Source organism: Propionicimonas sp., assembly GCF_034927565.1.
Taxonomy (GTDB): Bacteria; Actinomycetota; Actinomycetes; order Propionibacteriales; family Propionibacteriaceae; genus Propionicimonas.
Map to the genome: position 1 here is coordinate 1 of NZ_JAYFPT010000046.1, position 24113 is coordinate 24113.

The 24113-nt window shown below is 68.9% G+C and carries 22 protein-coding genes; 6 read left to right on the forward strand and 16 right to left on the reverse strand.

Features of this window, described 5'->3' with window-relative positions:
• Positions 1-8 precede the first annotated feature (8 nt).
• From VB080_RS09140 to VB080_RS09155, 4 genes are all read right to left on the reverse strand, one after another.
• On the reverse strand, positions 9-1070 hold the full coding sequence (locus tag VB080_RS09140; RefSeq protein ID WP_323418135.1) for a VanZ family protein: 1062 nt from the start codon (positions 1068-1070) through the stop codon (positions 9-11).
• Positions 1067-1723: a type II toxin-antitoxin system PemK/MazF family toxin gene (locus VB080_RS09145; RefSeq protein ID WP_323418136.1), complete on the reverse strand. Its 657-nt coding sequence runs from the start codon at positions 1721-1723 to the stop codon at positions 1067-1069. Before VB080_RS09145 ends, VB080_RS09140 begins: the two co-directional genes overlap by 4 nt.
• 9 nt (positions 1724-1732) lie before the next feature.
• The gene (locus tag VB080_RS09150; protein WP_323418137.1) at positions 1733-2554 is read right to left on the reverse strand and encodes a hypothetical protein; all 822 of its coding nucleotides are present in this window, start codon (positions 2552-2554) and stop codon (positions 1733-1735) included.
• A 120-nt stretch (positions 2555-2674) separates the two neighbouring features.
• Complete coding sequence (locus tag VB080_RS09155) at positions 2675-3262, reverse strand: TetR/AcrR family transcriptional regulator (protein ID WP_323418138.1); 588 nt, start codon at positions 3260-3262, stop codon at positions 2675-2677.
• A gap of 59 nt (positions 3263-3321) precedes the next feature.
• Between VB080_RS09155 and VB080_RS09160 the strand changes: the two genes are divergently transcribed.
• Positions 3322-3963: an HAD-IA family hydrolase gene (locus VB080_RS09160; protein ID WP_323418139.1), complete on the forward strand. Its 642-nt coding sequence runs from the start codon at positions 3322-3324 to the stop codon at positions 3961-3963.
• Between the two features lie 12 nt (positions 3964-3975).
• Here VB080_RS09160 and VB080_RS09165 read toward each other — a convergent pair whose 3' ends face one another.
• From VB080_RS09165 to VB080_RS09195, 7 genes are all read right to left on the reverse strand, one after another.
• Positions 3976-5487 (reverse strand): acetyl-CoA hydrolase/transferase family protein, encoded by a 1512-nt coding sequence (locus tag VB080_RS09165; RefSeq protein ID WP_323418140.1) that lies wholly within the window; start codon positions 5485-5487, stop codon positions 3976-3978.
• Positions 5488-5729: 242 nt separating this feature from the next.
• A complete protein-coding gene (locus tag VB080_RS09170; protein WP_323418141.1) occupies positions 5730-6743 on the reverse strand; it encodes a LacI family DNA-binding transcriptional regulator in 1014 nt (337 codons plus the stop codon).
• 7 nt (positions 6744-6750) lie between these two features.
• Complete coding sequence (locus VB080_RS09175; RefSeq protein WP_323418142.1) at positions 6751-8307, reverse strand: FGGY-family carbohydrate kinase; 1557 nt, start codon at positions 8305-8307, stop codon at positions 6751-6753.
• Positions 8308-8449: 142 nt separating this feature from the next.
• Positions 8450-8872, reverse strand: coding sequence for an RbsD/FucU family protein (locus VB080_RS09180; protein WP_323418143.1), 423 nt, complete (start codon positions 8870-8872; stop codon positions 8450-8452).
• Between the two features lie 114 nt (positions 8873-8986).
• The gene (locus tag VB080_RS09185; protein ID WP_323418144.1) at positions 8987-10036 is read right to left on the reverse strand and encodes an ABC transporter substrate-binding protein; all 1050 of its coding nucleotides are present in this window, start codon (positions 10034-10036) and stop codon (positions 8987-8989) included.
• A gap of 101 nt (positions 10037-10137) precedes the next feature.
• Positions 10138-11139 (reverse strand): ABC transporter permease, encoded by a 1002-nt coding sequence (locus VB080_RS09190; RefSeq protein WP_323418145.1) that lies wholly within the window; start codon positions 11137-11139, stop codon positions 10138-10140.
• Entirely contained in the window at positions 11136-12653 is a 1518-nt protein-coding gene (locus VB080_RS09195; RefSeq protein ID WP_323418146.1) for a sugar ABC transporter ATP-binding protein, read from the reverse strand. Before VB080_RS09195 ends, VB080_RS09190 begins: the two co-directional genes overlap by 4 nt.
• Before the next feature lie 255 nt (positions 12654-12908).
• Here VB080_RS09195 and VB080_RS09200 point away from each other — a divergent pair, with 255 nt between their 5' ends.
• The 4 genes from VB080_RS09200 to VB080_RS09215 all read left to right on the forward strand — a co-directional run bounded on the left by VB080_RS09200 (position 12909) and on the right by VB080_RS09215 (position 19579).
• Entirely contained in the window at positions 12909-14375 is a 1467-nt protein-coding gene (locus VB080_RS09200; protein WP_323418147.1) for a rhamnulokinase family protein, read from the forward strand.
• A gap of 87 nt (positions 14376-14462) precedes the next feature.
• Positions 14463-15722: a hypothetical protein gene (locus tag VB080_RS09205; protein ID WP_323418148.1), complete on the forward strand. Its 1260-nt coding sequence runs from the start codon at positions 14463-14465 to the stop codon at positions 15720-15722.
• Between the two features lie 2 nt (positions 15723-15724).
• Complete coding sequence (locus VB080_RS09210; protein ID WP_323418149.1) at positions 15725-17701, forward strand: SDR family NAD(P)-dependent oxidoreductase; 1977 nt, start codon at positions 15725-15727, stop codon at positions 17699-17701.
• A gap of 231 nt (positions 17702-17932) precedes the next feature.
• Complete coding sequence (locus tag VB080_RS09215; RefSeq protein WP_323418150.1) at positions 17933-19579, forward strand: alcohol dehydrogenase catalytic domain-containing protein; 1647 nt, start codon at positions 17933-17935, stop codon at positions 19577-19579.
• Positions 19580-19599: 20 nt separating this feature from the next.
• On the opposite strand, the gene VB080_RS09220 is transcribed toward VB080_RS09215, so the two are convergent.
• Genes VB080_RS09220 through VB080_RS09230 form a run of 3 tightly spaced genes read right to left on the reverse strand, consistent with a single transcriptional unit; the run spans position 19600 to position 21527 of the window.
• Positions 19600-20508: a VOC family protein gene (locus VB080_RS09220; protein WP_323418151.1), complete on the reverse strand. Its 909-nt coding sequence runs from the start codon at positions 20506-20508 to the stop codon at positions 19600-19602.
• On the reverse strand, positions 20505-20876 hold the full coding sequence (locus VB080_RS09225) for a DoxX family protein (protein ID WP_323418152.1): 372 nt from the start codon (positions 20874-20876) through the stop codon (positions 20505-20507). Before VB080_RS09225 ends, VB080_RS09220 begins: the two co-directional genes overlap by 4 nt.
• A 27-nt stretch (positions 20877-20903) precedes the next feature.
• Complete coding sequence (locus VB080_RS09230) at positions 20904-21527, reverse strand: NADPH-dependent F420 reductase (RefSeq protein WP_323418153.1); 624 nt, start codon at positions 21525-21527, stop codon at positions 20904-20906.
• Between the two features lie 90 nt (positions 21528-21617).
• Between VB080_RS09230 and VB080_RS09235 the strand changes: the two genes are divergently transcribed.
• Entirely contained in the window at positions 21618-22136 is a 519-nt protein-coding gene (locus VB080_RS09235; RefSeq protein ID WP_323418154.1) for a MarR family winged helix-turn-helix transcriptional regulator, read from the forward strand.
• A 4-nt stretch (positions 22137-22140) separates the two neighbouring features.
• Here VB080_RS09235 and VB080_RS09240 read toward each other — a convergent pair whose 3' ends face one another.
• Both VB080_RS09240 and VB080_RS09245 read right to left on the reverse strand, forming a co-directional pair.
• The gene (locus VB080_RS09240) at positions 22141-22803 is read right to left on the reverse strand and encodes a response regulator transcription factor (protein ID WP_323418155.1); all 663 of its coding nucleotides are present in this window, start codon (positions 22801-22803) and stop codon (positions 22141-22143) included.
• Positions 22800-23966 carry a sensor histidine kinase gene (locus VB080_RS09245; RefSeq protein ID WP_323418156.1) on the reverse strand — a complete coding sequence of 389 codons (1167 nt, stop codon included), beginning with the start codon at positions 23964-23966 and terminating at the stop codon, positions 22800-22802. The genes VB080_RS09240 and VB080_RS09245 overlap by 4 nt, the downstream gene beginning before the upstream one ends.
• Between the last annotated feature and the right edge of the window lie 147 nt (positions 23967-24113).

The following is a 24113-nucleotide window of genomic DNA, read 5'->3' on the forward strand; positions in this document are numbered from 1 at the left end:
GACACGCTCTAGGTGCGGCCTGCCTGACTGGGTGCTGGTGGGTGCTCCACCTCGAGATCCATCTGTGCGACCAGATGGCTGAGCCCGCGGTGATTGCTGGTGCGCCAGGCGGCGATGAGCGTTGCCAGGCCGAAGGCCAGGCCCAGCAGGCCCACCGCTCCGTCCGATGCCGAGACGGCCATCCAGCCGCCCACCCCGAAGATGAACTTCAGGATGCGGGACTGCAATTCGGTGCCGGGCCGGGCCACCGGCTGCAGCTGGACGATCGCCTCGCCGAGGGTCCGTCCCCGGCGCAGCACCCAGTAGCCCTCGACCACTGCAGGAACACTGACGGCCAGCAGTTGTTCGACCCACCATGGAAGGTCGTCGAACGGAATCCCCAGCACGGTGTGGGCGAACGTCCGCCAGACCACCACCAGGGCAGCGCCGAGGAAGCCGATCACCATCAGATCGGCGAGCATGCCGACCAGCCGCCGTCCCAGGGTGACGTGGTCGACCCTCGGGACCGGGCGGCTGCGGCGCAGCAGCCAGGCGATCGGTGCCGCCAGGATCGAGCCCAGCAGGGCGCCGGAGGTGTTCAGGATCAGGTCGTCCACGTCGAACACCCGGTACGCGCAGTGGTAGAGCCCCCAGATGCCGGTGCGCTGGGTGAACTCGATCGCCGCGCTGATCCCGAAGCCGAGCAGGGTCGCGATCACCACGCCGCGACGCCACAGCACCCGCAGGAAGTAGCCCAGCGGCAGGAACAACACGACGTTGAACGCTGCCTGGAAGAGTGCCCGGTTGGCCCTCAGCGGCCGGCCCTCCTTCCGGATGTCGTCCAGGAAGGCCAGCGGGTCGAGGTTCGCGGCCACGCAGCGGAAGTTGTCCGACTCCGGCAGTGGAATCAGGGTGTAGCTCCACAGCGCCATCGCGTACACGGCTACCGCGAGCAGGGTGACCACGTCGAGCAGCCGGAGCCGTCCGGCCCTGCGGTAGCGGACGGCGACCATCGGCAGGAAGGCCGCCACGGCGAGCACGCCACCGATCAGGATCGCGACGATGGTGCTGGTCCCGAACTGCCGGATCACCGGCCGTCCCGTCGTCCGCCGTAGTAGGTCATCACCTCGGCTGCCACCTGACCGAAGCGCTCCCGGTCGAGCCGGCCCGCGAGTCGGCGGATCCGGGTGGGATCGATCTGCAGGATGCGGTTGACCCTCACCTCGCTGGCTCGTCCTTCCCGGTCCCACGCGCCGGTGCCGATGTCCAGCCAGAACCTGCCTTCGCGGGCCTCCTGCTGGGCGTCGCGGTCATGGTCCTGGCTGGTCAGCGGCAGGGCGAGCAACCAGCCGTCCGCTCGTCCGATGACCAGCACCGGACGGTCCTTGCCCTGGCTGTGGTCCTCCTCGTAGGGCACCCAGGTCCACACCACCTCGCCGGGGTCGGCCGCCTGGTCCTCACGCGGCTGGTAGGTCAGCACCGGGGTGCCGGTGAAGTCTCCCGGATAGTCGGTGGCCGGCTGCGGGGTGGTCGTACCGGACGGTGAGGTGGAGGTGGACTGCCGGCCGGTGCGGCGGGAGTCGGCGCGGCGAGACGATCCGGGCTCCGGCGAGGTCCCGGAGGACCTGCCGGTGGTCGGGGAGGGGGAGCCCGTGGTACCTCGCGAAGGCGGCTTCAGGGTCCGCTCGGCCTCACGGCGCAGTACCTGGCCCACGGCGCGCCCCAGGGAGTTCAGGAAGGACACGCGGCCAACCTATCGGGCTTGCGCCGCTGCCCCGGGACGTTCCGCCGGGCCCGCCGGCGCGCTGGCGGCGGCGAGATAGCGCGGCAGCGGGCCGTAGTAGACGTTCTCGACGGCAGCGGAGAAGACCGGCTGGTGGTGCCGCTCGGCCTGCCAGGCGTCGAAGTAGCGTGCGGACGGTGGCAGCCACACCGCGACGGCCATGACCGCGGCAAGGCCGATGGCGGCCCACGCCGGAGGGTTGAGCAGGAGCGCCAGCGCCGAGACCGCGAGCGCCACCAGGGCCGACCAGCGGGTCCAGCGGCGGCCGTCGTAGGCGTAGTAGGCAGTGATGCAGCAGCCGATCCCGATCAGGATCGCTACCGCGGTGACAGCCACGGCCAGCAGCACGCGTCCCAGCGAACCGGGCTCGGTGTGGAACTGGCCCATCAGCCAGGACGCCTGCCCGAATCGGGCGCCGTCGTAGGAGTACACCCACTCGTTGCGCGCCTGGTCGAAGACCAGCGAGGCGCTGGAGGCGGCGTTCCAGTAGATCCACAGGGTCGAGGCGGCCACGACGGCGGTGGCCAGGTAGCCCGCCACGGCCGCGATCCAGATGGTCCAGACCCGCCGTGGTTCGCCGGTGCGCGAACTGCGTCGCACCTGTCGCGGCGCGGCGGCCTGTGGCGCGGACCAGGTGGCGATCGCGGGACGGCCGGCGTCCACCGGTGCGGATGCGACCGCCGCAGTCTCGGGGGTCGGAGTCTCGGGGGTCGGAGTCCCGGGGGTCGCAGTCTCGGGGGCCGGGGCGTCCGCCGCGCCGGCACCGGCCTGGCTCTGGACCGGCTCTGACATGCGACCTCCGTCCGCGGGTATGTCCTGGAGGGCCAGCCTACCCAGTGCTACCAGTTACCCAGTGCTACCAGCTACCTGGTCCCAACGTGCCTGTCATCGTCGGGTTCCCCGGTGGTGCGGTCAGGGTTCGACCAGGTGCTGCTGCAACACCCGGCCCAGGCCGGCGATCACCTCGGCGTCCTTCAAGGAGGTGAGCGAAGGCATCGCGAGGATGTCGCGGGCCATCACGATGCCCAGCAGGGCGGCGACCGCCAGGCTGGCGCGGGTCGCGGGATCGGGGAGGCCGAGGCGCTGGACGACCTTGACGAAGATCTCCCGGCTGAGGAACTCCACCAGAACGCGTCGTGGCCCGTTGTCGTTCACCGCTGCCCTGAACATGGCGATGAACCGTTCCCGCGCCCCAGGCGCCTGCCAGGTGGCGAGGAAGGAGGCCGCCGCGCGCTCACCGAGGTGTTCGACCGGGCCGTCGAGGATCTCCTGCAGCGCCCGCTCGGCGTTGATCTCGACGTCGAGGACGGACCGCGAGAACAGGTCGGCCTTGCTCTCGAAGTAGTGGTGGATCAGCGCCGGGTCGACGTCGGCTGCGCGCGCGACCGCGCGCAAGGAGACCTTGTCGTAGCCGAACTCCGAGAAGAGCTCGAGCGCCGAGCGCAAGATAGCGGCCCGAGTGTCGGCATGCCCGGGCCGGCGTCCGCGCGGTTTGGTCACTGTGTCCACCTTGGCCTCCTGCAGGAGGGCCTCCTGTGCTGCTGCCCTAGGCTGGCCCCGTGAATTCCGTCCCCTGGCCTGTCGTGATCTTCGACCTGGACGGGACGGTCGCCGACACGATCGGGCTCATTATCGCCTCATATGACCATGCGGTGAATAGCGTCTTGGGTCACCATCCGGACCCGGCCGTGGTGCGTGGCTGGATCGGTCAAACCCTCGGCGACACCTTCACCCGTTGCTGGCCTAGTCAGGCCGGGGAACTGACGACCAGTTACCGGGAATTCAACCAGTCCCATCACGACGAACTGGTGCGTCCCTACTCCGGGGTGGCTGAATTGCTGAGCGAGTTGACCGCTGCCGGCATCGTCACCGGGATCGCCACGTCGAAGGGCAGACCAGCGGCGGAGCGGTCGGTGGCCGTGCTCGGGCTGCCGATCGCGGTCACGGTCTCGATGGAGGACACCGACCGTCACAAACCCGATCCCCAACCCGTCCTGCTGGCGGTGGAACGCCTTGGCGGCGCCGGGCGGCGTGCGGTCTACGTCGGGGACGCGGTGGTCGACATCCAGGCGGCACGGGCTGCTGGCCTGGACGCGATCGCCGTCACCTGGGGGGCAGGGGAGGCCGGGGCTCTGGAGGCCGCCGGCCCGACGGCGATCGCGTCCACAGTGGGCGAACTACGCGCCCTGCTGCTCGGCTGACTCGGGGGACGGTCAGCTCGGCAGCATGCTCCCGGTCTCCAGGAACCGGACGTGCCAACTGTGCGCCTGCCGCAGATCATGAGGGGTGTGCAGGCCGTTGGCGACCTTGAGGGAGTGCTCGTAGTACTCGGTGAGCATCGGACGGTAGGCCGGGTGGGCGCAGTTCTCGATGATCTTCTTCGCCCGCTGCTTGGGCGACAGGCCGCGCAGGTCGGCCAGGCCCTGCTCGGTGATCAGCACCTGCACGTCGTGCTCGGTGTGGTCGTGGTGGGAGACCATCGGGACGATCGCCGAGATCGCGCCGCCCTTGGCGACCGACGGGGTGACGAAGGCCGAGATGTAGGCGTTGCGGGTGAAGTCCGCCGAGCCGCCGATGCCGTTCATCATCCGCGAGCCCATGATGTGGGTGGAGTTCACGTTGCCGTAGATGTCGGCCTCGATCATGCCGTTGCAGGCGATCACGCCAAGCCGGCGGATCATCTCGGGATGGTTGGAGATCTCCTGCGGCCGCAGGATGATCTTCGAGCGGTAGTGGCGGGCCTCTTCGTTCATCCGGTGGGCGTACTCCGGCGACAGCGAGAAGGCAGTCGCCGAGGCGATGGTCATCTTGCCGGAGTCGAGCAGGTCGACCATGCCGTCCTGGATCACCTCGGTGTAGGAGGTCAGGTAGTCGAAGGGGCCCTCCAGCAGGCCGGCCAGCACTGCGTTGGCGATATTGCCGACACCCGACTGCAGCGGCAGCAGGTTCTTCGGCAGCCGATGCTGCTTGACCTCATTGGCCAGGAAATCGAGCAGGTGGGCGGCGATCGCCCGGGAGTCGTCGTCCAGCGGCTTGAACGGGGTGTTGCGGTCGGGCTCGTCGGTCTCGATGATCGCGACGATCTTCTTCGGGTCGACCCGGAAGTTGCGCTGCCCGATCCGGTCGCCGGGGTGGGTGAGCGGGACCGGCAGCCGGTTCGGGGGCAGGGCGGCACGGTAGTAGATGTCGTGCATGCCCTCCAGGTCGCGGCTCTGCCAGGAGTTCACCTCGAGGATGATCTGCTCGGCCTCCTGCAACCAGGTCTTGTTGTTGCCGACCGAGCTGGACGGGACCAGTTCCCCGTCCTCGGCGACCGCGGTGACCTCGATCACAGCCATGTCGAGATTGCCGAGGAAACCCTCCCAGACCATCGGGGCCAGGTGCGACAGGTGGATGTCGGAGTACTCCGAGGTGCCGTCGTTGATCTTGTTCCGCATCACCGGATCGGACTGGTACGGAGTGCGGAAGGCGACCCCGTCCACCTCGGCCAGGGCGGCATCCAGTTCGGGAGCCGTGGAGGCGCCCGTCCAGACACCGATCTTGAACTCCTCACCGCGGTCGTGCGCGGCCTTGATCTGTGCGGCGAGCGCGCCCGGCACCTCTTTGGGGTAGCCGGCGCCGGTGAAGCCGGAGAACCCGACGTTCATGCCGTGCTTGATCAGCGCGGCGGCCTCCTCGGCGGTCGTGACCAACCTGCGGAAGCTGGCGTTCTCGATCCGCGACATGGCTCTCCTTGCATGGTGCTGGGCTTTCCTGCCGTACCAAACTATCGAGAGTTCCCCCTCGCCGTGGCCAGTTTGGCGAGATATCCGAACGAGGTTGAGACGGCTTGTCTTACACCCTGAACGCGTGGGAACCCGCCGTGCCGGGCACCCGCGGTACCGGCAGGACAGCGCGGGCTCAGCGCCCTCGCCCAGTCGCTCGGCGGGCGCGGTCGGAGACGGCGGCGACGTGGGCCAGAGTGGCGCTACCGGGCGGTGAAACCCTCGATCACGGCCAGGCCCGACTCCTCGTCACCGACCACCACCGGCAGCACCACTTCGCGCGGCGGCTCGGTCAACCCCTGGATGCGCTCCAGCAGCATCTCGGCGGCAGTGGTGCCCAGGGATCGGGGCGGCAGGTGGGTGACCATGATCCCCTGCGGGGTCAGCAGGACCAGCGGCAGGCCACCGAAGGAGACCACTCCGACCGCCGGGGGCAGGCTGTCCAGCTCGGCGAGCACGCGGATCACCCCGGAGGCCAGCTTGTTGTTGCCGGCGAAGATCGCGTCCGGCGGGTGGGGCAGAGCGAGCAGGGCGCGGGTCGCCGCCTCGCCGCCGGCGATCGTGTACTCCGTCCGCTGGACGTAGTCGGACGGTGGCTCGTCCCTGACGTTGGCGCGGTAGGCGGCGCGGTAGCCCTCGAGCCGTTCCAGGGCGGTCTCGACCTGCTCCGGGCCGGTGACGCAGGCGACCCGGTGATAGCCGGCGTCGAACAGCAACTGGGTGCCGGCCTGCGCACCGGCGACGTTGTCGGCCACCACCGAGTCGACCAGCCCGCCGGGGGCACGCCGGTCGACGCACACCACCGGAACCCCGCGCTCCAGCGGCAGGCTGAGGTCGGTGGTGCGGGTGCTGGGTACCAGGATGATGCCGGCGACCGGATCGCTGACCGCCACCCGCAGATACTCCTGCTCGCGCCCCGGGTCGTCGTCGGTGTTGCACAGCATGACCGAGTAGCCGGCCGCCCGGGCGAGATCCTCCACCGCCCGGGTCATCACGGTGAAGAACGGGTTCTCGATGTCGGGCACCATCATGGCGATGATCTCCGACGAACTGGTGCGCAGCCGGCGGGCGTTGCGGTTGGGGACGAAGCCGAGTTCGGCGGCCGCCCGCTTCACCGCCTCGACACGGTCGGGGGTGACCTTGATGCCGTTGAACACCCGCGAGACGGTGGCGGGGGAGACCCCCGCCTGGCGGGCGACATCGTAGATCGTGACCATGGCCGGCCTACCGGAACCAGCCGGTCAGGGCGTGGTAGGCATCCTCGAAGCGCTGCCGGTGCGCGAGATGCCGTTCGAATCCCTCGGAAGGGGAGAACTCGGCCTCGGTGCGGGACAGCCGGGGCGCGAGGTCGAACCCGGCCAGCCCGAGGCCGACCAGTCCGGTGACCGCGGCGCCCAGGCTGTTGGCCTGGTCGGTGACACTGCGGCGCCGGACGGGCACTCCCCAGATGTCGCTGAGCAGTTGCAGCCAGACATCGCTCTGGGCGCCACCGCCGATCACGTCGATCGGTGAGGCCGGGCCGGGCTGTCGTTCGTCGCCAAATCCGGTTCCAATCGGGGCGGTGAGGGAAGATACCCCTCCGTCGGTGGTTTCGGACCGGATTTGGGGCGGGGACGAGGTCAGAGGTTCCATACACAGGGCCATGTTGTAGCCGACCCCCTCCAGGACGGCCCGGGTGAGGTGGGCCCGGGTGTGGTGCCGGCGCAGGCCGAGGAAGACCCCGGAGGCCGCCGCGTCCCACCAGGGCGAGCGCTCGCCGATCAGGTAGGGCAGGAAGAACAGCCCCTCGTCGGCTGCCGCGACACCGGCCGCCTCGGTGATCAGGTCGGCGACCGGCACCTCGGGCGCCACCGCCTGCTGCAGCCACTGCAGCGAGCCGGCGCCGGTCTGGGTGGTGGCGCAGGGGGTGTAGAAGCCCGGCACGACGTGCCGGAAGCTGAACGAGCGGCGCTGCGGATCGAGTACCGGTGCCGTGGTGGTGACGGCGAACCAGGCGGAGGTTCCCAGGCAGACGTAGCCCGGACGGTCGGGGGAGACACACCCGGCCCCCACCGAGGCCATCGGCCCGTCCCCGCCGCCGGCGACCACCCGGGTGGACGGGCTCAGCCCGAGTTCGTCGGCAGCGTCCGGGGTGAGGGTGCCGAGCACGGCGGTGGCGTCGACGATCTCCGGCCACAGGCCGGGGTCGATGCCGGCTGCCGTCAGCAGTGCTGGCGACCACGCTCCGGTGGCGAGGTCGTAGGCGTCGGTGCTGGAGGCGTCGGAGTGGTCGGTTACCAAGCGTCCGGTGAGCCGGTAGTTGACGTAGTCCTTGGCCACGCAGACCGCCCGGGTGCGGGCCCAGGCCTCGGGCTCGTTGTCCCGCGCCCACATCAGCTTGGGCAGGGTGTAGGTGGGGGCGACCCGGTGCCCGGTGGCGCGATAGCCGGCCTCGGCGCCGATGGTGGCCTCCAGCGCGGCGGCCTGGGCGGTCGCCCGGGAGTCGGACCAGATCATCGCCGGGCGGACGGGACGGCCGTCGGCGTCCAGCATGACCGCGCCCATCATCTGTCCTGAGACGCAGATCCCGGCGACCTGTGAAGCCGGGACGCCGCTGCGGGCCAGCAACACGCGGGTGGCCTGGACCACTGCCCGCCACCAGTCGTCAGGGTCCTGCTCGCTGGTGGTGTCGGCGGCGTAGTGGGTGTCGTAGCCGGCGGTGGCAGTGGCGAGCATTCGTCCGTCGTCGTCGTGCAGCGAGGCCTTGTTGCCGCTGGTTCCCAGATCGTGGGCGATCAACATGGACGGTTCCTTTTCTGCCAGCTACGGGGGACGGGGTGGCTCGCCATCGTCCCAGAATGGTGAGCACACCTGTGGGCCGGAATGAACAGGGCGGACTGCCTGTCAGCAGTCCGCCCCGGATGGCCAACCGGATCGAGCGAGTTCAGCCCTCGGTGAGGGGGGTGACGCCCTTGCGGAACAGTGCGTTGCCGTAGGTGCGGGTTTCGCCGGTGCGGATGATCACCTCGGCCTGCGCGGCCAGGTCGTAGAACGCGAACCGCTCGATCATCCGCTGCTCACAACCCTGAAGTTCGGCGGCGGCGATCAGTTCCTGCTGCACGGGCAGCAGTCCGTCAGGGCTCTCCATCAGGTCGAGCGCCGGTCCGGAGACGTCGGGGACCATCACCGAGCGAATCGCTGCCAACACCCGGGGAGAACTCAGCCCGGGCATGTCGATGAGGTGTTTACGGGCGAGCTTGGAGGCGGTGAAGTGCGCATCAGCGATCACCACCCCGTCCCCATGGCCCATCTCGTCCAGGGCCAGCAGGAGTTTGCCGGTCAGGATCGGATCGATGTTCAACAACATCGTGGTGTTCCTCCAGAGAGCGACGAAGGTGCGGTGGGCAGCCGCTGTCGCCAGCAGCTGCCCACCAGTGGGTTCTGCCCAAGTGGGTTCAGACGGGCCGGTGGCCCGCCGGAATCACTCGTACAGGTTGGCGGCGATGTCGGGATCGTCGATGTTGGTCTTGTCGTACCAGGCGAAGCCGGAGTCGATGATCTTGGGCTGTTCGATGTTGTTGACGGCCTTGATGGCGGCGACGACGGTTTCGTAGCCCATCTTGACCGGGGACTGGGTGATGGCGCCGGCCATGCGGCCGTCGCGGATCGCCTCGAGCTGGGTCTTGCCGGAGTCGAAGCCGACGACCTTGATGTCGGTCTTGCCGGATTCGGTGACACCCTGGACGGCGCCGGTGGCTGCGGCCTCGTTGGTGCCGTAGACGCCAGCGATGTCGGGGTTGGCCTGGATCATGGCCTTGGCGGTGTTCGCGGCCAGGCCGACCTCACCGGCAACCTGCGGCTCGAGCAGCTTGATGTCGGGAGCGTTGGCCTTGACGTAGTCGACGAAGCCGTTGCAGCGCTGCTTGCCGGTCTGCGAGGTCTGGTCGTGGCAGATCACACCGACGGTGCCCTTGCCGCCGAGCAGGTCGATCATGTGCTTGGCAGCCTCCTGGGCAGCGGCCTCGTTGTCGGTCTGGACGGTGGTGACTGGCAGGTCGGAGTCGACGCCGGAGTCGAAGGCGACCATCGGGATGTTGGCGGCCTGGATCTGGGCCAGTACCGGTTCGGCGGCGCCGGTGTCGAGGGCGGCGAAGCCGATCGCGATCGGCTTGGCGTCCAGGGCGGCCTTGAGCTGGTCGAGCTGCTGGGTGACCTTGGTCTCGTCATCGGGGCCGGTGAACTGGATCTTGTAGTTGTAGTCGGTGCCGGCCTTCTCGGCGCCTTCCTTGACGGCCTGCCAGAAGCGGTGCTGGAAGCCCTTGGAGACCAGGTAGATGAGTTCGCCGTTGCCCTTGGGAACGTCACCGGTCGACGGGGCGGCGGTGTCACTGGTGCTGGGCGCCGGGGCGGAGGTGGCGGGCTGGGTGGACTCGCTGGGAGCACCCGTCCCGGCCGGGGTGGACGTGCTACACCCGGCGAGGGTGAGCGCGAGCACCGACGACGCGGCGATCGCGGAACGCAGTAGACGCATGTCTTTCCTTTCGTAACCAGACGACGGCGCCTGGCAGATGATGGGGAGCCGGAGCGCTCCCCGTGGGTTATTCAGTTGTGTGGGGTGGAGTGGCCAACGCGCTAGACGGTGTTGGCTCGTTTGCGGCGGACGTTGTCGACGAAGACGGCGATGATGACGACGATGCCGGTGACGACGAATTGCCATTCCTGGGCGATGCCCATCATCAGCAGGCCCTTCTTCAGGGTCTCCATGATGAGGGCGCCGACGACGGTGCCGAGGATGTTCGCCCGTCCGCCGGCCAGCGAGGTGCCGCCGATGACGACGGCGGCGATGACGTTGAGTTCGAAGCCGACGCCCTCGGCCGGTTGGACGAAGCCGAATCGGCCGGAGTAGAGGATGGCGCCGAGGGCGACGAAGACGCCGGCGACGACGTAGACCAGGAGTTTCCAGAGTTTGACGTTGACCCCGGACAGCCGGGTGGCCTCCTCGTTGGAGCCGATCGCCAGCGCGTAGCGGCCCAGCAGGGTTTTGTTGAGCAGCAGGGCGGCGAGGATGGCGAGCAGGATGAAGACCAGGACGGCGTTGGGGATGCCGGGAATGATGGTGCCGTTGGCGATCCAGGAGTAGCCGGGGTTCTTGATCGAGATGGAGGATTTGCCGGAGATGATCAGGGCCAGGCCGCGGGTCACCATCATCATGGCGAGGGTGGCGATGAAGGGTGGTAGGCCGAGGTAGGCGACGTTGGTGCCGTTGACGGCTCCGACCAGGGCGCCGACGATCAGGGTGAGGATGAGGCCTTCCCACAGGGGCATGTTGAGCCATTCGCCGGACAGGAACACGCCTGCCATGACGGCGACCAGGGTCATGCCGGTGCCGGACGACAGGTCGATACCGCCGGTGGCGATGACGAAGGTGGCGCCCAGGGCCATCACGCCGATGTAGGCCGATTGCTGGATGATGTCGACGGCGATGGTGAATTGGGCGAAGTTGGGTGCGGCGAACAGGAAGAAGATGTAGATCAGCACGAGGGCTGCGAACACGAAGATCTGCTGCAAGGATGACCGCACGAACCGGGCCACAGTGGTCTGTGGCACCTCGGTGGTCTTGGTTTCAGCGCTCACGCTGCGTCTCCTGTCAGTTGGGCCAGCCCGATCGTGGCCAGTTCCATGATGTTTTCCTGGGTGGCGTCCTGGTTGTCCAGGACGCCGGTGATCCGGCCGTGGGCCATGACCGCGATCCGGTGCGACATCCGCAGCACCTCCGGCAGCTCCGACGAGATCATGATGATCGCCTTGCCCTGGGCGGACAGGGTTTCCAGCAGTTCGTAGATCTCTTCCTTGGCGCCGACGTCAATGCCGCGGGTGGGTTCGTCGAAGATCAGCACGTCACAGTTGCGGATCAGCCATTTCGCGATGACGACTTTCTGCTGGTTGCCGCCGGAGAGTTTGTTCAGGAGCTGGTTCACCGACGGGGTTCTGACGCGGAGCCGTTGGGAGTACTCGATCCCGACCGATCTGATCTTGCCGTCCAGGATGTAGCCGCCGATGTTGAAGTCGCGCATCGCGGCCATCACCGCGTTGGACTTCACGTCCTGGTCGAGCAGCAGGCCGAACTGCTTGCGGTCTTCGGACAGGTAGCCGATGCCGTGGCGGACGGCGTCGGCGGGGGTCCGGATCTGGACCGGGCGGCCGTTGATCTCGATCTGGCCGGCGGTGCGGGGATCGGCGCCGAACACTGCCCGGGCGGTCTCGGTGCGTCCGGCGCCCATCAGACCGGCGAAGCCGAGGATCTCGCCCTTGCAGACCTCGAAACTCACCTCGTGGAGCAGGTTCTTGCTCGACAGCCCGTCGACCTTCAACACCACCTCGTCCGACAGCCGCTGGTTGCGGGGCCGGGCCTCAGACGACACCTCGCGTCCGACCATCATCGAGATGACCTCACGCATCTCCACCTCGGAGGTCTTCACCGTTCCGATGTACTGGCCGTCGCGCAACACGCTCACCCGATCAGTGATCTCGGCGATCTCCGCCATCCGGTGCGAGATATAGATCAGGCCGGTCTCGGGCGTCACGAAATCACGGATCATCCCGAACAGCGCCTCGGTCTCGGCCACCGTCAACGCCGCGGTCGGCTCGTCCATGATCAGAATCTTCGAGTCCCACGACAGAGCCCGGGCAATCTCCACCATCTGCTGCCGCGCCACCGACAAATCACCAATCCGCGACCGCGGGTTGATGTTCATCCCCAACCGGTCGAACAACTCCGCCGCCCGACGATTCAACGCCTCATCATCGATCCACCCGAACCGGTGACTCCCCGGACGACCAATGAACAAGTTCTGCGCCACCGTCAGATCCGCCACCATGTTCAACTCCTGGTGGATGATCGACAACCCCAACGACCGGGCATGGTTCACATCCCGCACCTCAACCTGCTCGCCCTGCAACCAGATCTCCGCCCCCGGATCCGGGGTATAGATCCCAGTGAGGATCTTCATCAGGGTCGACTTGCCCGCCCCGTTCTCCCCACACAGACCCAGCACCTCACCTGCGTTCAGATCCAGATGCACGTCCTGCAACGCCTTCACGCCAGGGAACGTCTTACTGACATTCCTCAGCTCCAGCAGCTTGGTCATCTGCACTCCTTCGTACTTGCGCCGGACGGCCATCGAAACCTTCCGGTCCGGCTGCGACGGCCATCATTGCACTGTCGTGGCCCGGTACAGAAATCGATTTCGGTATCGTAGGCTCGGGTCCGTCGGTTTGACCAGTCTTGTGATCCGATTGTGATAATCCGGTCGGCTCATCGCCCCCCCGGCAGGGTGGTCTTGACAGGCCGAAGAGATGCAACCTAGGATGATTGAAACGATTCAGAATCGCGAGGAAGCGACATGACTGCCCACTCCTTCGCCGCCGCGGACCTCGGTGCGTCCAGCGGTCGCGTGATCCTCGGGACGCTTGCCGACGGCCGGTTCAAGCTGGACGAGGTCACCCGCTTCGTGAACGGCCCGCTCACACTGTCCGACGGCATCCACTGGGACGCCGAGGAGTTGTTCGCCCGGATCCGTGCCGGGATCAACGAGGCCATCCGGCGCAGCGGCGGGCTGAGTGGTGTGGGAGTCGACACCTGGGGGGTCGACTACGGCAGGCTGGATGCCAACGGCCGGCTGATCGAGAAGCCCTTCCACTACCGCGACTCGCGCACCGACAGCGTCCCGGATCGGTTGTTCGCCACCCTGGGAGCCGACGTCCTCTACTCCCGCGCCGGCCTGCAGGTCATGCCCTTCAACACCATCTTCCAGTTGATCGCCGATCAGGACCGCTGGGATGAAGTGGCCCGCGTCCTGCTGTTGCCCGACCTGTTCGGCTACTGGCTGTCCGGCCGGCAGGTCGCCGAGGTGACGATCGCCTCGACCGGTGGCCTGCTGGACGTCGCCACCCGGCAGTGGTCGGCCGAGACCTGCGCACATCTGGCCGCCAGCTACGGCGTTCCGGTGCCGCGAGTGCTCCCCGAACTCGTCGAGCCGGGCACGATCCTGGGCGACAGTTCCCCGGGGGTGCTGGACCAGCCCACCCCGGTGATCGCGGTCGGCTCGCACGACACGGCGTCCGCGGTCGCGTCCATTCCGGCAACCAGCCCTGACTTCGCCTTCATCTCCTCGGGCACCTGGTCGCTGGTCGGGCTCGAATTGCCGTCCCCGGTGCTGACCGAGGCGAGCCGGGCGGAGAACTTCACCAACGAGCTCGGGGTGGACGGCACCACCCGCTATCTGAAGAACGTGATGGGGCTGTGGGTGCTCAGCGAGTCGCTGCGCACCTGGCAGGGGCGCGGCCTGGAGGTAGAGCTGCTGAGCCTGCTCGAGGCCGCGGCGCAGCGTCCCGGTATGGCCTGTGTGGTCGACATGAACGACGAGCGGCTGCTGCCGCCGGGCGACATGCCGGCGCGGTTGCAGGCGATGGCCGCCGAGACCGGGCAGCAGCTGGACGGCGACCCGGCCACGATCACCCGCTGCATCCTCGACTCGCTGGCGCTGGCCTACCGGATCGCGATCCGGCGAGCCTGCGAACTCGCCGACCGCGAGGTGCGCGTGGTGCACGTCGTCGGCGGCGGCAGCCAGAATCGGATGCTCTGCCAACTCACCGCCGACGCCACCGGCCTGCCGGTGGTGGCCGGGCCGTCCGAGGGCACCGCGCTGGGCAGCCTGCTGGTGCAGGCGCGGGCGGCGGGTGCGCTGAGCGGCGATCTCACCGAGCTGCGCGCGGTGTCGATCGCATCCTCCGAACTGGTCGACTACCGGCCCGGTGGCCTGATCCCGGCCGAGCAGTGGGATGCTGCCGAACGCAGGCTCGCGCGGTGACCCGTTCGGGTCGGACAGGACGTGGGGACAGGTGTTGAATCGTTCACAGCAAGCAGCCGGGACGCACCGGCCGGAGAGGGTTGAGTGATGACGGACAGGCCAGTGGTGAACACCCACGTCCACTTCCCGCCGAACTTCTCGGCGTTCACCACGGTGGAGGACGCGATCGGCGTCGCCATCGACCAGGGGGTGCGCGCGATCGGGATCTCGAACTTCTACGACCAGCAGGTCTACGCGCGGTTCGCCGAGCGGGCCGGCGAGGCCGGCATCGTGGCGCTGTTCGGGCTGGAGTTCATCACCCTCGACCCCGACCTGGCGGCCGCCGGCACCCTGGTGAACGACCCGGCCAACCCCGGACGGGTGTACTTCTGCGGTAAGGGGATCAGCCCCTTCCGGGAGAAGTCGCCCGCGGCCGCCGCCACGGCTGCGGCGATCCGGGCCGACAACGACGCCCGGGCCACCGCCATGGTCGCGCAACTGGCGGCACACTTCGCCGCGGTCGGCCTCGACACCGGCCTGACCGCTGGCTTGGTCGCCGCCGATGTCGCCGCCCGTGGTGACGTGCCGGTGGAGTTCGTCTCGCTGCAGGAACGTCACATCGCACGTGCCTTCGCCGAGGCGCTGGCCGGGTTGCCGCGCGAGCAGCGGGCAGCGGTGCTGGAGCGGGCCTACGGCTCCCCGTCCGGGGTCGACCTGGACGACCAGGTGGCGCTGCAGGGCGAGTTGCGCTCCCGGCTGCTCAAGGTCGGCACCCCCGGCTTCGTGCCCGAGGTGCCGCTGAGCTTCGCCGACGCCTACGGCTACGTGCTGGCCATGGGCGGCATCCCCACCTTCCCGATCCTGGCCGACGGGGCGAAGAACCTCAGCCCGTTTGAGTACCCCCCGTCCGTCCTGGCCCAGCGGCTGCTGGAGCGGCAGGTGTACGCCGCCGAACTGATCCCGATCCGCAACCGGGGCGAGATCGTCGACGAGTACGTCGCCGCGCTCACCGCGGCCGGGATCATCGTGATGGGCGGAACCGAGCACAACACCGCTGACCGGATCGGCTACGACCCGACCTGTGTGGACGGCCCGCTCTCCGCAGCCGCGCGGCAGGCGTTCTGGGAGGCCACCTGTGTGGTGGCCGCTCACCAGCACCTGGTCGCCGCCGGCGAGCCGGGCTACGTGGACGCTGCCGGCCGACTCACCGGGACGGATCCGGCGGCACGCAAGGCTGAACTGATAGCCCTCGGCGCCTCCCTGATCACGGCTGCACACCAGCCGGCCCGAGCGGGGCAGGCGGACAGTGAACCTGCTCGGTCGGCCGAGTCGATGGAGGGTCATAACGAACGGAGTGAGGAATCGTGACGGTGGATCTCACACAAGAACTGATCGAGGTCGCGAACGCCTTCGGCGACGACCCGGAGTTCTCCCGGGCCGGCGGCGGGAATGCGTCGGTGAAGCAGGACGGGGTGCTGGCCATCAAGCCCAGCGGGGTGCCGCTGGCCACCCTGACCGCCGACGATCTGGTGCCGCTGAAGCTGGACGTGCTGCTGGCGGCTCTCCATTCCGATGAGCCCGTTGACGGGGATCCGGTCCGGGCCGCGGCGCAGCGTGCCGCGCTGCCGCACCCGAGCGGGCGCCGTCCGAGCGTGGAGATCCTGTTCCATGCCCTCATCCCCGATGCGCTGGTGCTGCACTGCCACCCGTTGGTGGGCAACGCGCTGACCTGTAACCACGACGCGGAGTCCCTGGCTGCGGCGTTGCTCGGCGACGATGCGATCGTGGTTCCCTACATCGATCCCGGGGTGCCGCTGGCCCGCGGGGTCGAGGCGGCGCGGACGGCCTACACCGAGCGGACCGGACGTCCGGCACCGGCGATCACCCTGTTGCGGAATCACGGCATCATCGTGTCCGGCAACTCCGCCGCCGAGATCACCGAGCGGGTCAACCACCTCACCGCTGTGATCCGGACGGCTGTTGATGCCACCGAGACGCCGGCCGTACCAGAGCTGGATCAGGCCGAATTGGTCCGGGTGCGCAATGCCATTGCGCCAGCCCTGCGTGGCCTGCTCGGCACGGACGAGGCGCTGGCGGTGGTCACCTCCGCGGCCGACGACCTGGTGCGCTCGGTGACCGCCAGCCCGGCCGGCGAGGCGCTGCTGACCGGCGGGCCGCTGATCCCCGACCAGATCGTCTATGCAGGCTCGCTGCCGGCGGTGGTCGATCTCGACAGTGACCCGGATCCGGCTCGCGCGGCGGTGGCGGCGCTGGAGACCTTCCGCTCCCGGCACGGGAAGGACCCGGTGATCGTGGTGGTTCCCGGCCTGGTCACCTTTGGCGCCGGGAAGGATCTCACCGCTGCCCAGACCGCCCTGGCCACGTTCACCGACGCCCTGCGGGTGGCCCGTGATGCCGACCGGATCGGTTCGGTGCAGGTGATGGACGCCGCCGAGCGCGGGTTCATCGAGAACTGGGAGGCGGAGGCCTACCGCAAGCAGATCGCGGCCGGGGCCTCCGGCGGGCGGCTGGACGGCAAGGTGGTGATGATCACCGGTGCGGCGCAGGGCTTCGGCCTGGGCATTGCCCAGGAACTGATCACCCAGGGCGCGACCCTGGTGCTCTCCGACCTCAACCTGGCCGGCGCCCAGGCTGCTGCCGACGACCTGGCTGCCCGCCATGGTGTGGGCCGGGCGGTGGCGGTGCGGATCGACGTCTCCAACGAGCAGTCCTGCCTGGACGCGGTCGCCGAGACCGTGGCCCTGCTGGGCGGCGTGGACGTGTTCATCTCCAACGCCGGGGTTGCTCGGGCCGGCTCGGTGTTCACCCAGCAGGTGGCCGACTTCGACCTGGTCACCAACGTGAACTATCGCGGGTACTTCCTCACCGTCCGGGCGGTGGCACCGGTGCTGGCCGCCCAACACGCCGTCCGTCCGGGCCAGTGGTTCGACATCATCGAGGTCAACTCCAAGTCGGGCCTGCAGGGGTCGAAGGCCAACTTCGCCTACGCCGGCTCGAAGTTCGGCGGGATCGGGCTCACCCAGTCCTTCGCGCTGGAGCTGGTCACGTCCGGCATCAAGGTGAACGCGATCTGCCCGGGCAACTACCTCGACGGACCGCTGTGGTCCGACCCTGAGCGCGGACTGTTCGTGCAGTACCTGCACGCCGGCAAGGTTCCGGGCGCTACCACGGTGCAGCAGGTCCGCGAGCACTACATGAAGCAGGTGCCGATGGGCCGTGGCTGCTTCCCGGCCGATCTGGCCAAGACCATCTACTACATCGTCGAGCAGGACTACGAGACCGGCCAGGCGATCCCGGTGACCGGCGGCCAGAACATGCTCAACTGAACCATGGGCCCAGGGACGGTTCCCTGGCCCGGGCAGCTGGGCGCAAGGCGCCCGGCTCACGGTGGGCCGAGGAACCGTCCCCTGGCCCACAACTGAATCACGTCGAGCCCGTCCCCCGGCCCCAGCGCCTCGAGACCGAGCGGTCGAGGAAATCCCCGACCCGAACAACTTCACACAACAGCTCCCGAGCCTCAGCTGTCTCACCCGAGGCTCACCGAAACGGAGGATGAAGTGTCCGCTATCCCCGCCACCCAGTACGCCATCCAGTTCACCGGCAAGGACGAGGTGTTCGTCAACACCGCCAAACCGGTGGACAAGATCGGGCCGACCCAGATCCTGCTCGAGGTGGAGGCCTGCGGCATCTGCTTCTCCGACACCAAGCTGCTGCACGCCTTTGCCGACCACCCGCGCAAGTCGCCGGTGGTGGCGGGGCTGGCGCCGGAGGTGCTGGCCGAGGTACCGGGCTACCACCCGAATGCCGAGCCGACCGTGCCCGGGCACGAGCCGGTGGTGCACGTGGTGGCCGTCGGCGACCAGGTGACCCACTACCGGGTGGGGGAGCGACTGCTGGTGCAGGCCGACTGGCGACACCTGCCCACCGCCGCCTCGAACGGCGCCTTCGGCTACAACTTCGAAGGTGCGCTGCAGCAGTACGTGGTGGTCGATGAGCGGATCGTCGTCCACCAGGGCGAGGAGTTCATGCTGCGAGTGTCTGACCGTCCGACTGCCGCGCAGGTCGCCCTGGTCGAGCCCTGGTCGACGGTGGAGGCCTCCTACTCCCGCTCCGAGCGCAACACCCTCAAGGCCGGTGGCCGGCTGCTCGTGGTGGCCGACGCCGGCGTGACGCCGTCGGGCCTGGAGCCGCTGCTGGCAGCGGCCCGTCCTGGCTCGATCGAGGTGGTGGGAGCCGATCCCGCGGTGGTCGACTCCCAAGCCGTCGTAGCTGCGCTGGACGCGGTCGCCGCCGGTGTGGACGACATCGTCTACTTCGGCTCGGATGCCGCCACGATCGAACAGTTGAGTGCCCTGCTGGGGGCCCGCAGCCTGCTGTGTGTGGTGCTGGCCGGGGCCACCATCGACCGCCGGGTGCAGCTGGACGTGGGACGGGTGCACTACGACTTCACCCGCTACATCGGCACCACCGGCACCGAACCGGCCGAGGCGTACACCCACATCCCGGCCAAGGGCGAGATCCGGGCCCAGGACAAGGTGGCGATCATCGGCGCAGCTGGCCCGATGGGGCTGATGCACACCGTCCGCACGGTCTCGCTCGGCCTGCCCGACGTGAGCGTGGTAGGCGCCGACGTCAATGACGAGCGGCTGGCACACCTGGCCGAGGTGGTGAACCCGACCGCCGCCGAGCGCGGCGTCCCCTTCCAGGTGATCAACTCGATCAGCACGCCGCTGGAGCCGGGCTACAGCTACCTCACCTGCCTGGTGCCGGTGCCCGCGCTGCTGGCGCAGGCGGTCGACCTGGCGTCCGACGGTGCGATCGTGAACGCCTTCGCCGGCTTCCCGGCAGGCACCCTGGCCGAACTCGACTTGCAGGGCATCATCGAGCGCCACATCTTCCTGCTCGGCACCTCCGGGTCGGAGATGAGCGACATGCGCTCACTGCTGGCCAAGCTGGAGACCGGGGCGCTGGACACCTCCATCTCGCTGGACGCGGTCTGCGGGATGGCCGGTTTCTCCGACGCGATCGACGCGGTGAACAACCGCACCTCCGGTGGCAAGATCATGGTCTACCCGCAGCTGCACGACCTGGGCCTGGTCCGGCTGGCCGAGCTGCCCGAGAAGCTCCCCGAGGTCGCCGCCGCGATGGACGGCGGGCGCTGGACCCACGCCGCCGAGGAAGCCCTGCTGGCGACTGCGGACTGAACCTCCGACGCGGGCGCTGGTCACGCGGCCGCATCCTCCTCGGAGGTGATCGCCAGCCCGGTACGCCAGGGGTCGTCGACGTGCAGGGTGCGGCCGTCATCGGCGGCGGGGATGCCGTGGTGGCGCAGCCGGTCGGCGATGGCGTCGCGGTCGTCCCGGGTGGGGACCAGGATGCGGACGTCACCGAGTCCGAGCGCTGCTGCGCGGGGACCGGCGCCGGCACTCTGCCAGGTGTTCATGCCGAGGTGGTGGTGGTATCCGCCGGCAGAGACGAACAGGGCGGTGTCGAAGGCAAACGTGACGTCGAAGCCGAGCACGTCGACGTAGAACCGGCGGGCGGTCGGGATGTCCCCGACCTGGAGGTGGACGTGCCCGATCGCCGCTGACGGCCCGGAGTCGGCGCCCTCGGGGTCGTGCCACTGCTGCAGGAAGCGGGTGGGATCCAGCCTCAGCGTGGCCATCTCGACGGTGCCGTCAGGGTGGATGTTCCACTGCTCCCGTGGCCGGTCGTGGTACAGCTCCAGACCGTTGCCCTCCGGGTCGGTGAAATAGAACGCCTCGCTGACCAGGTGGTCGGCGGCGCCGACATAGGTCTGCGGTGCCCGCTGGGCCAGGGACGCCAGCGCGGACGCCAGGCGCCGCTCGTCCTCGAAGACGATCGCGGTGTGGTAGAGCCCGGCGCCCCGGGGGTTCGCCGCAGGCAGGTCCTTCTGCTGGCGTAGCACCATCACCGGCACGCCACCCCGTCCCAGGGTCGTGCTGGCGCCCGCCTGGTCCAGGACGTCGAGGGTGACAGCCTGCTGGTAGTACGCCGTGACACGGTCGAGGTCGCGGACCAGGAGTTCGACGGTGTCCATCCGGGTGCCGTCCGGGACCGCCCCCGGGGTGGGGACGGCCCCGGTCTGCCAGCTGGCAGCTGTGGGGTTCACACCCATACCAGCAAGCCGATCCAGGCGGCCGCGACGGCGAGCGCCAGCAGGACGATGTTCGCCGGCAGCGCCTTGGCCTCGCCGCGAACGAGGTGGGTGATGGCGGCACCGACCTGCACCAGGGCGAGCCCGATCGCTGCGACAGGGGCGAGCACCGGGGCGATCCCGGTCAACGGCGGCAGGATCACACCGATCGCACCGAGTACCTCGAGCAAGCCGATGACCTTCACCGACCAGGCCGGGAAGTCCCCGGCCCAGGCCATCCCGGAGGCAGCGAGCTTGTGTTGGGGCTGGGCGAGCTTCATCCCGCCGGCGGCGAGGTACGCCAGGGCGAGCAGGCCGGCGACGATCCAGTAGGCGATGGTCATCAAGATCTCCTTCGGTGAGGTGGCTGGTCAGCCGACCAGGGCGAAGCCGCCGGTCCACGGCGTCTTCCCGCCGGCGGCCAGGGTGAGCTGCAGGAAGCCGAGCGCCTCCAGTTCCCGGGCACGTTTGAGCGAGCCGGCATCGATCGCGCGCAGCCCGCCGGCGGTGACCAGGCCGGCGACAGCCTGTTTGGCGGCCTGGTCGTCACCGGCGATCAGCACGGTGGTCGCAAGCGGCCCGGCGGTCCCGGTTGCCAAGGTGGCGCCGAAGTTGGTGTTGAAGGCCTTGACGACCGTCGCCTGGGGCACCGCGTCCTGGATGATCCGGGCAGCGGAGGAGTCCGCCGGGACGACGAGGGCGTCGAAGGTGGCGAAATCGACCGGGTTGGTGACATCCACCAGGGTTTTGCCGGCGAGTGCGCCAGCGTAGGTGTCGAGTACCGCCGAGACGGCGTGGTAGGGGAGCGCCAGGACGACGATGTCGCCGGTGAGGTGGTCGCCCAGGGTGCCGGCGTCAGCACCCAGGGGTGCGGCGATGGTGTGTGCCTTCTCGGGATCGCGGGCGAGCACCTGTACCTGTGCTCCCGCCTTGGCGGCGAGAGCGGCGACCGCACCGCCAAGGTTGCCGGCTCCGATGATCGTCACTGCTGTCATGTCGATTCCTCCGTGATGATTGTTGCGACAAGTTTCTAGTGGTGTTCTACCAGACTTTAGTTGTTGCTTCAACTAACCTAGAATGGCTGCATGACATTCCAGGTGCCCCGCATGGACGAGCGTGAGTCCGCGGCCTGGCTCGGGCTCGTCACGGTGACCCAACTGCTGCCGAACGCCCTGGACTCGCAACTGCAGCGTGATGCCGGCCTGACACACTTCGAGTTCACCGTGCTCACGGCGCTGCAACTCGCGCCCGGGGGCACCCTGCGCATGACAGCACTCGCGGAGGCCACGGTGTCCACCCTGCCCCGGCTCTCCCACGTCTGTGCCCGGCTGGAGCGGCGCGGTCTGGTCGAGCGCTCCAGCTGTGCCCAGGACCGCCGCGCCACCAACGTCCGGCTCACCGGCGACGGGCGTCGCAGCCTCGTCCGGGCGATCCCCGACCATCTGGCGACCGCCCGCCGGGTCGTGATCGACGCCCTGCGCCCCGACCAGTTGGTCGCGCTCGCGGAGATCACCAGCGTGATCCGCGAGCGTCTTGGAGGTGGGCCGCAGTGCGACCGCACCCCGGCGGTCGCAGCCGGCTGCGACGAGAGTTCACCCGCCTGATCGTTCAGGACGGTTCGTCGGTCCTGCCGCCGGTCAGACCGAGTTCGTAGGCCCTCACGACCGCTTTCAGCCGGGTCTGGACGCCGAGCTTGGCCAGAATGGCCGAGACGTGCGTCTTCACGGTGGACTCAGCCAGGCTCATCCGGTCGGCGATCTCGGCGTTGGTGCTGGCCTGGCAGAGCAGCTGGAGGATCTCCTGCTCGCGCGGGGTCAGCGGGTCCACCCGGGTCGCGACCAGGTCGGCCGGGCCGGTGTCGCTGCCGCGGAGCCGGGCGAGCAGCCCGGGGGAGAGCACGGTGGTGCCGTGGTGGACCGCGCGGATGGCGTTCGCGATCACATCGGGCGGACTCGACTTGAGCAGGAAGCCGGTGGCGCCCGCCGACAGCGCCGCGGTCACGTCCCCATCGTTGTCCAGGGCAGTGATCAGCAACACCTTCGTGCGGGGCGCGCTCAGCTTGATCGAGGCGGTGGCGCTGATCCCGTCCAGGTCGGGCATCCGGACGTCCATCAGGACCAGGTCTGGACCGGTGCGCCGCACCTCGGCGACGGCCTGGAGGCCGTCGGCACAGGCGAAGAGGACGTCGATCCCCTGCTCGGCGGACAGCTGGGAGAGCAGTGCCCGGCGGACGATCGCATCGTCGTCCACGATCCCCACGGTGATGGTCACCGGCTCACCACCTCGTCCCGACCGGCGATCGGCAGCCTCGCCTGCAGCACCCACTGGCCGCCGGAGGTGAGGACGGTGAGCTTGCCGCCCAGCGCCATCACCCGTTCGGTGGCGCCGACCAGGCCGAGTCCCTGGGGATCGGCTGGCGCGTCCTGGTCGAACGGGTTGCTGAAGACCGCCTCGACGGCGTCCTCCTCAATGCCCAGCATGAGGGAGCAGTGGCCGCCTGCGGTGGCGTGCTTGGCCATGTTCGAGGTGGCTTCCACCACCAGCTTGGCCACGCATTCCCGTACCGAGGGTGGTAGCACGTCCGGATCGCCCTCCACCAGCGTCGAGACCGTGAAGCCCTGGCGTTCCAGGTCGGCGGACTGCTGGGCGAGCACGTGCGGGATGGACGTCACCCGCCACGCGGAGACGAGTTGACCGTCCGGCTCGGAGGAGCGCAGTACACCCAGCATCCCGCGCAGGTCGGTGATCGACTGCCGTCCCAGGCGCAGTACCGTTTCCAGGTCCTCGGCGACCTCCGGTGTGGCGGAGTCATCCAGTTGGAGCTTGATCCCCTCGGTGGTCACCACCATCGCGGTGATGGTCTGGGCGAGCGTGTCGTGCAGGTCACGGGCCAGATCCAGCCGCTGGTCGACCAGCCGCTGCTGGTACTCCCCGGTCACCTTCTCCAGATGCGCACTCAGTCGGTGGATCAGCAGGCCGGTGGCCCAGGTGATCCCGAAGACCACCACCACGAAGCCGGTGTTGAAGACGATCCCGGCGACACCGCTGGTGCTCCAGTGGGCAATGGTGAGCAAGGCCACCGGGAGGTACCAGCACAGGATCACCACCGCCAGCCGCAGCCGTCCCCGTGCGACGGCTGCGAACAACGGCACCAGGACGGCGATCAGCCCGAAGGTGGGGCGCTCCCAGGGCACGAACAGCCAGCCCGTGACCCCGATGCCGGCGACCACCGCGCCGGGAACCAGCCATCGTCCGGAACTGGCGGCGCCGACTGCCACCACCAGGTCCAGGACCAGGGGCACGGCGGTGTCCGAGGGGCGCTCCAGACGCGACAGCAGGAAGACCGCCGCCGCCAGGAGCACCTCCAGCAGGCCGGCAGACAACAGTTGCGCACCGGCGGCGCGCAGCGTCGAGGTGGTCGCGCGGTGACCCACGCGAGCAGTCTTCCACACCCGCTGGCCGAGATCAGCGGAGTCGCTGGAGGTGGTGGTGGCGGTGAGCATGTCGTGGCCGGGGGGACGGACCTGCAGCGCCGGCTACGGGCACCACCAGAAGATCGGCCAGATCTCGCAGATCGACGC

Excerpts from the sequence above, each read along its gene's own strand:
- VB080_RS09185 (WP_323418144.1), bottom strand. The coding sequence starts at position 10,036 with ATGCGTCTACTGCGTTCCGCGATCGCCGCGTCGTCGGTGCTCGCGCTC.
- VB080_RS09175 (WP_323418142.1), bottom strand. The coding sequence starts at position 8,307 with ATGTTGATCGCCCACGATCTGGGAACCAGCGGCAACAAGGCCTCGCTG.
- VB080_RS09180 (WP_323418143.1), bottom strand. The coding sequence starts at position 8,872 with ATGTTGTTGAACATCGATCCGATCCTGACCGGCAAACTCCTGCTGGCC.
- VB080_RS09235 (WP_323418154.1), top strand. The coding sequence starts at position 21,618 with ATGACATTCCAGGTGCCCCGCATGGACGAGCGTGAGTCCGCGGCCTGG.
- VB080_RS09170 (WP_323418141.1), bottom strand. The coding sequence starts at position 6,743 with ATGGTCACGATCTACGATGTCGCCCGCCAGGCGGGGGTCTCCCCCGCC.
- VB080_RS09205 (WP_323418148.1), top strand. The coding sequence starts at position 14,463 with ATGACGGACAGGCCAGTGGTGAACACCCACGTCCACTTCCCGCCGAAC.
- VB080_RS09225 (WP_323418152.1), bottom strand. The coding sequence starts at position 20,876 with ATGACCATCGCCTACTGGATCGTCGCCGGCCTGCTCGCCCTGGCGTAC.
- VB080_RS09150 (WP_323418137.1), bottom strand. The coding sequence starts at position 2,554 with ATGTCAGAGCCGGTCCAGAGCCAGGCCGGTGCCGGCGCGGCGGACGCC.
- VB080_RS09195 (WP_323418146.1), bottom strand. The coding sequence starts at position 12,653 with ATGACCAAGCTGCTGGAGCTGAGGAATGTCAGTAAGACGTTCCCTGGC.
- VB080_RS09230 (WP_323418153.1), bottom strand. The coding sequence starts at position 21,527 with ATGACAGCAGTGACGATCATCGGAGCCGGCAACCTTGGCGGTGCGGTC.
- VB080_RS09165 (WP_323418140.1), bottom strand. The coding sequence starts at position 5,487 with ATGTCGCGGATCGAGAACGCCAGCTTCCGCAGGTTGGTCACGACCGCC.
- VB080_RS09200 (WP_323418147.1), top strand. The coding sequence starts at position 12,909 with ATGACTGCCCACTCCTTCGCCGCCGCGGACCTCGGTGCGTCCAGCGGT.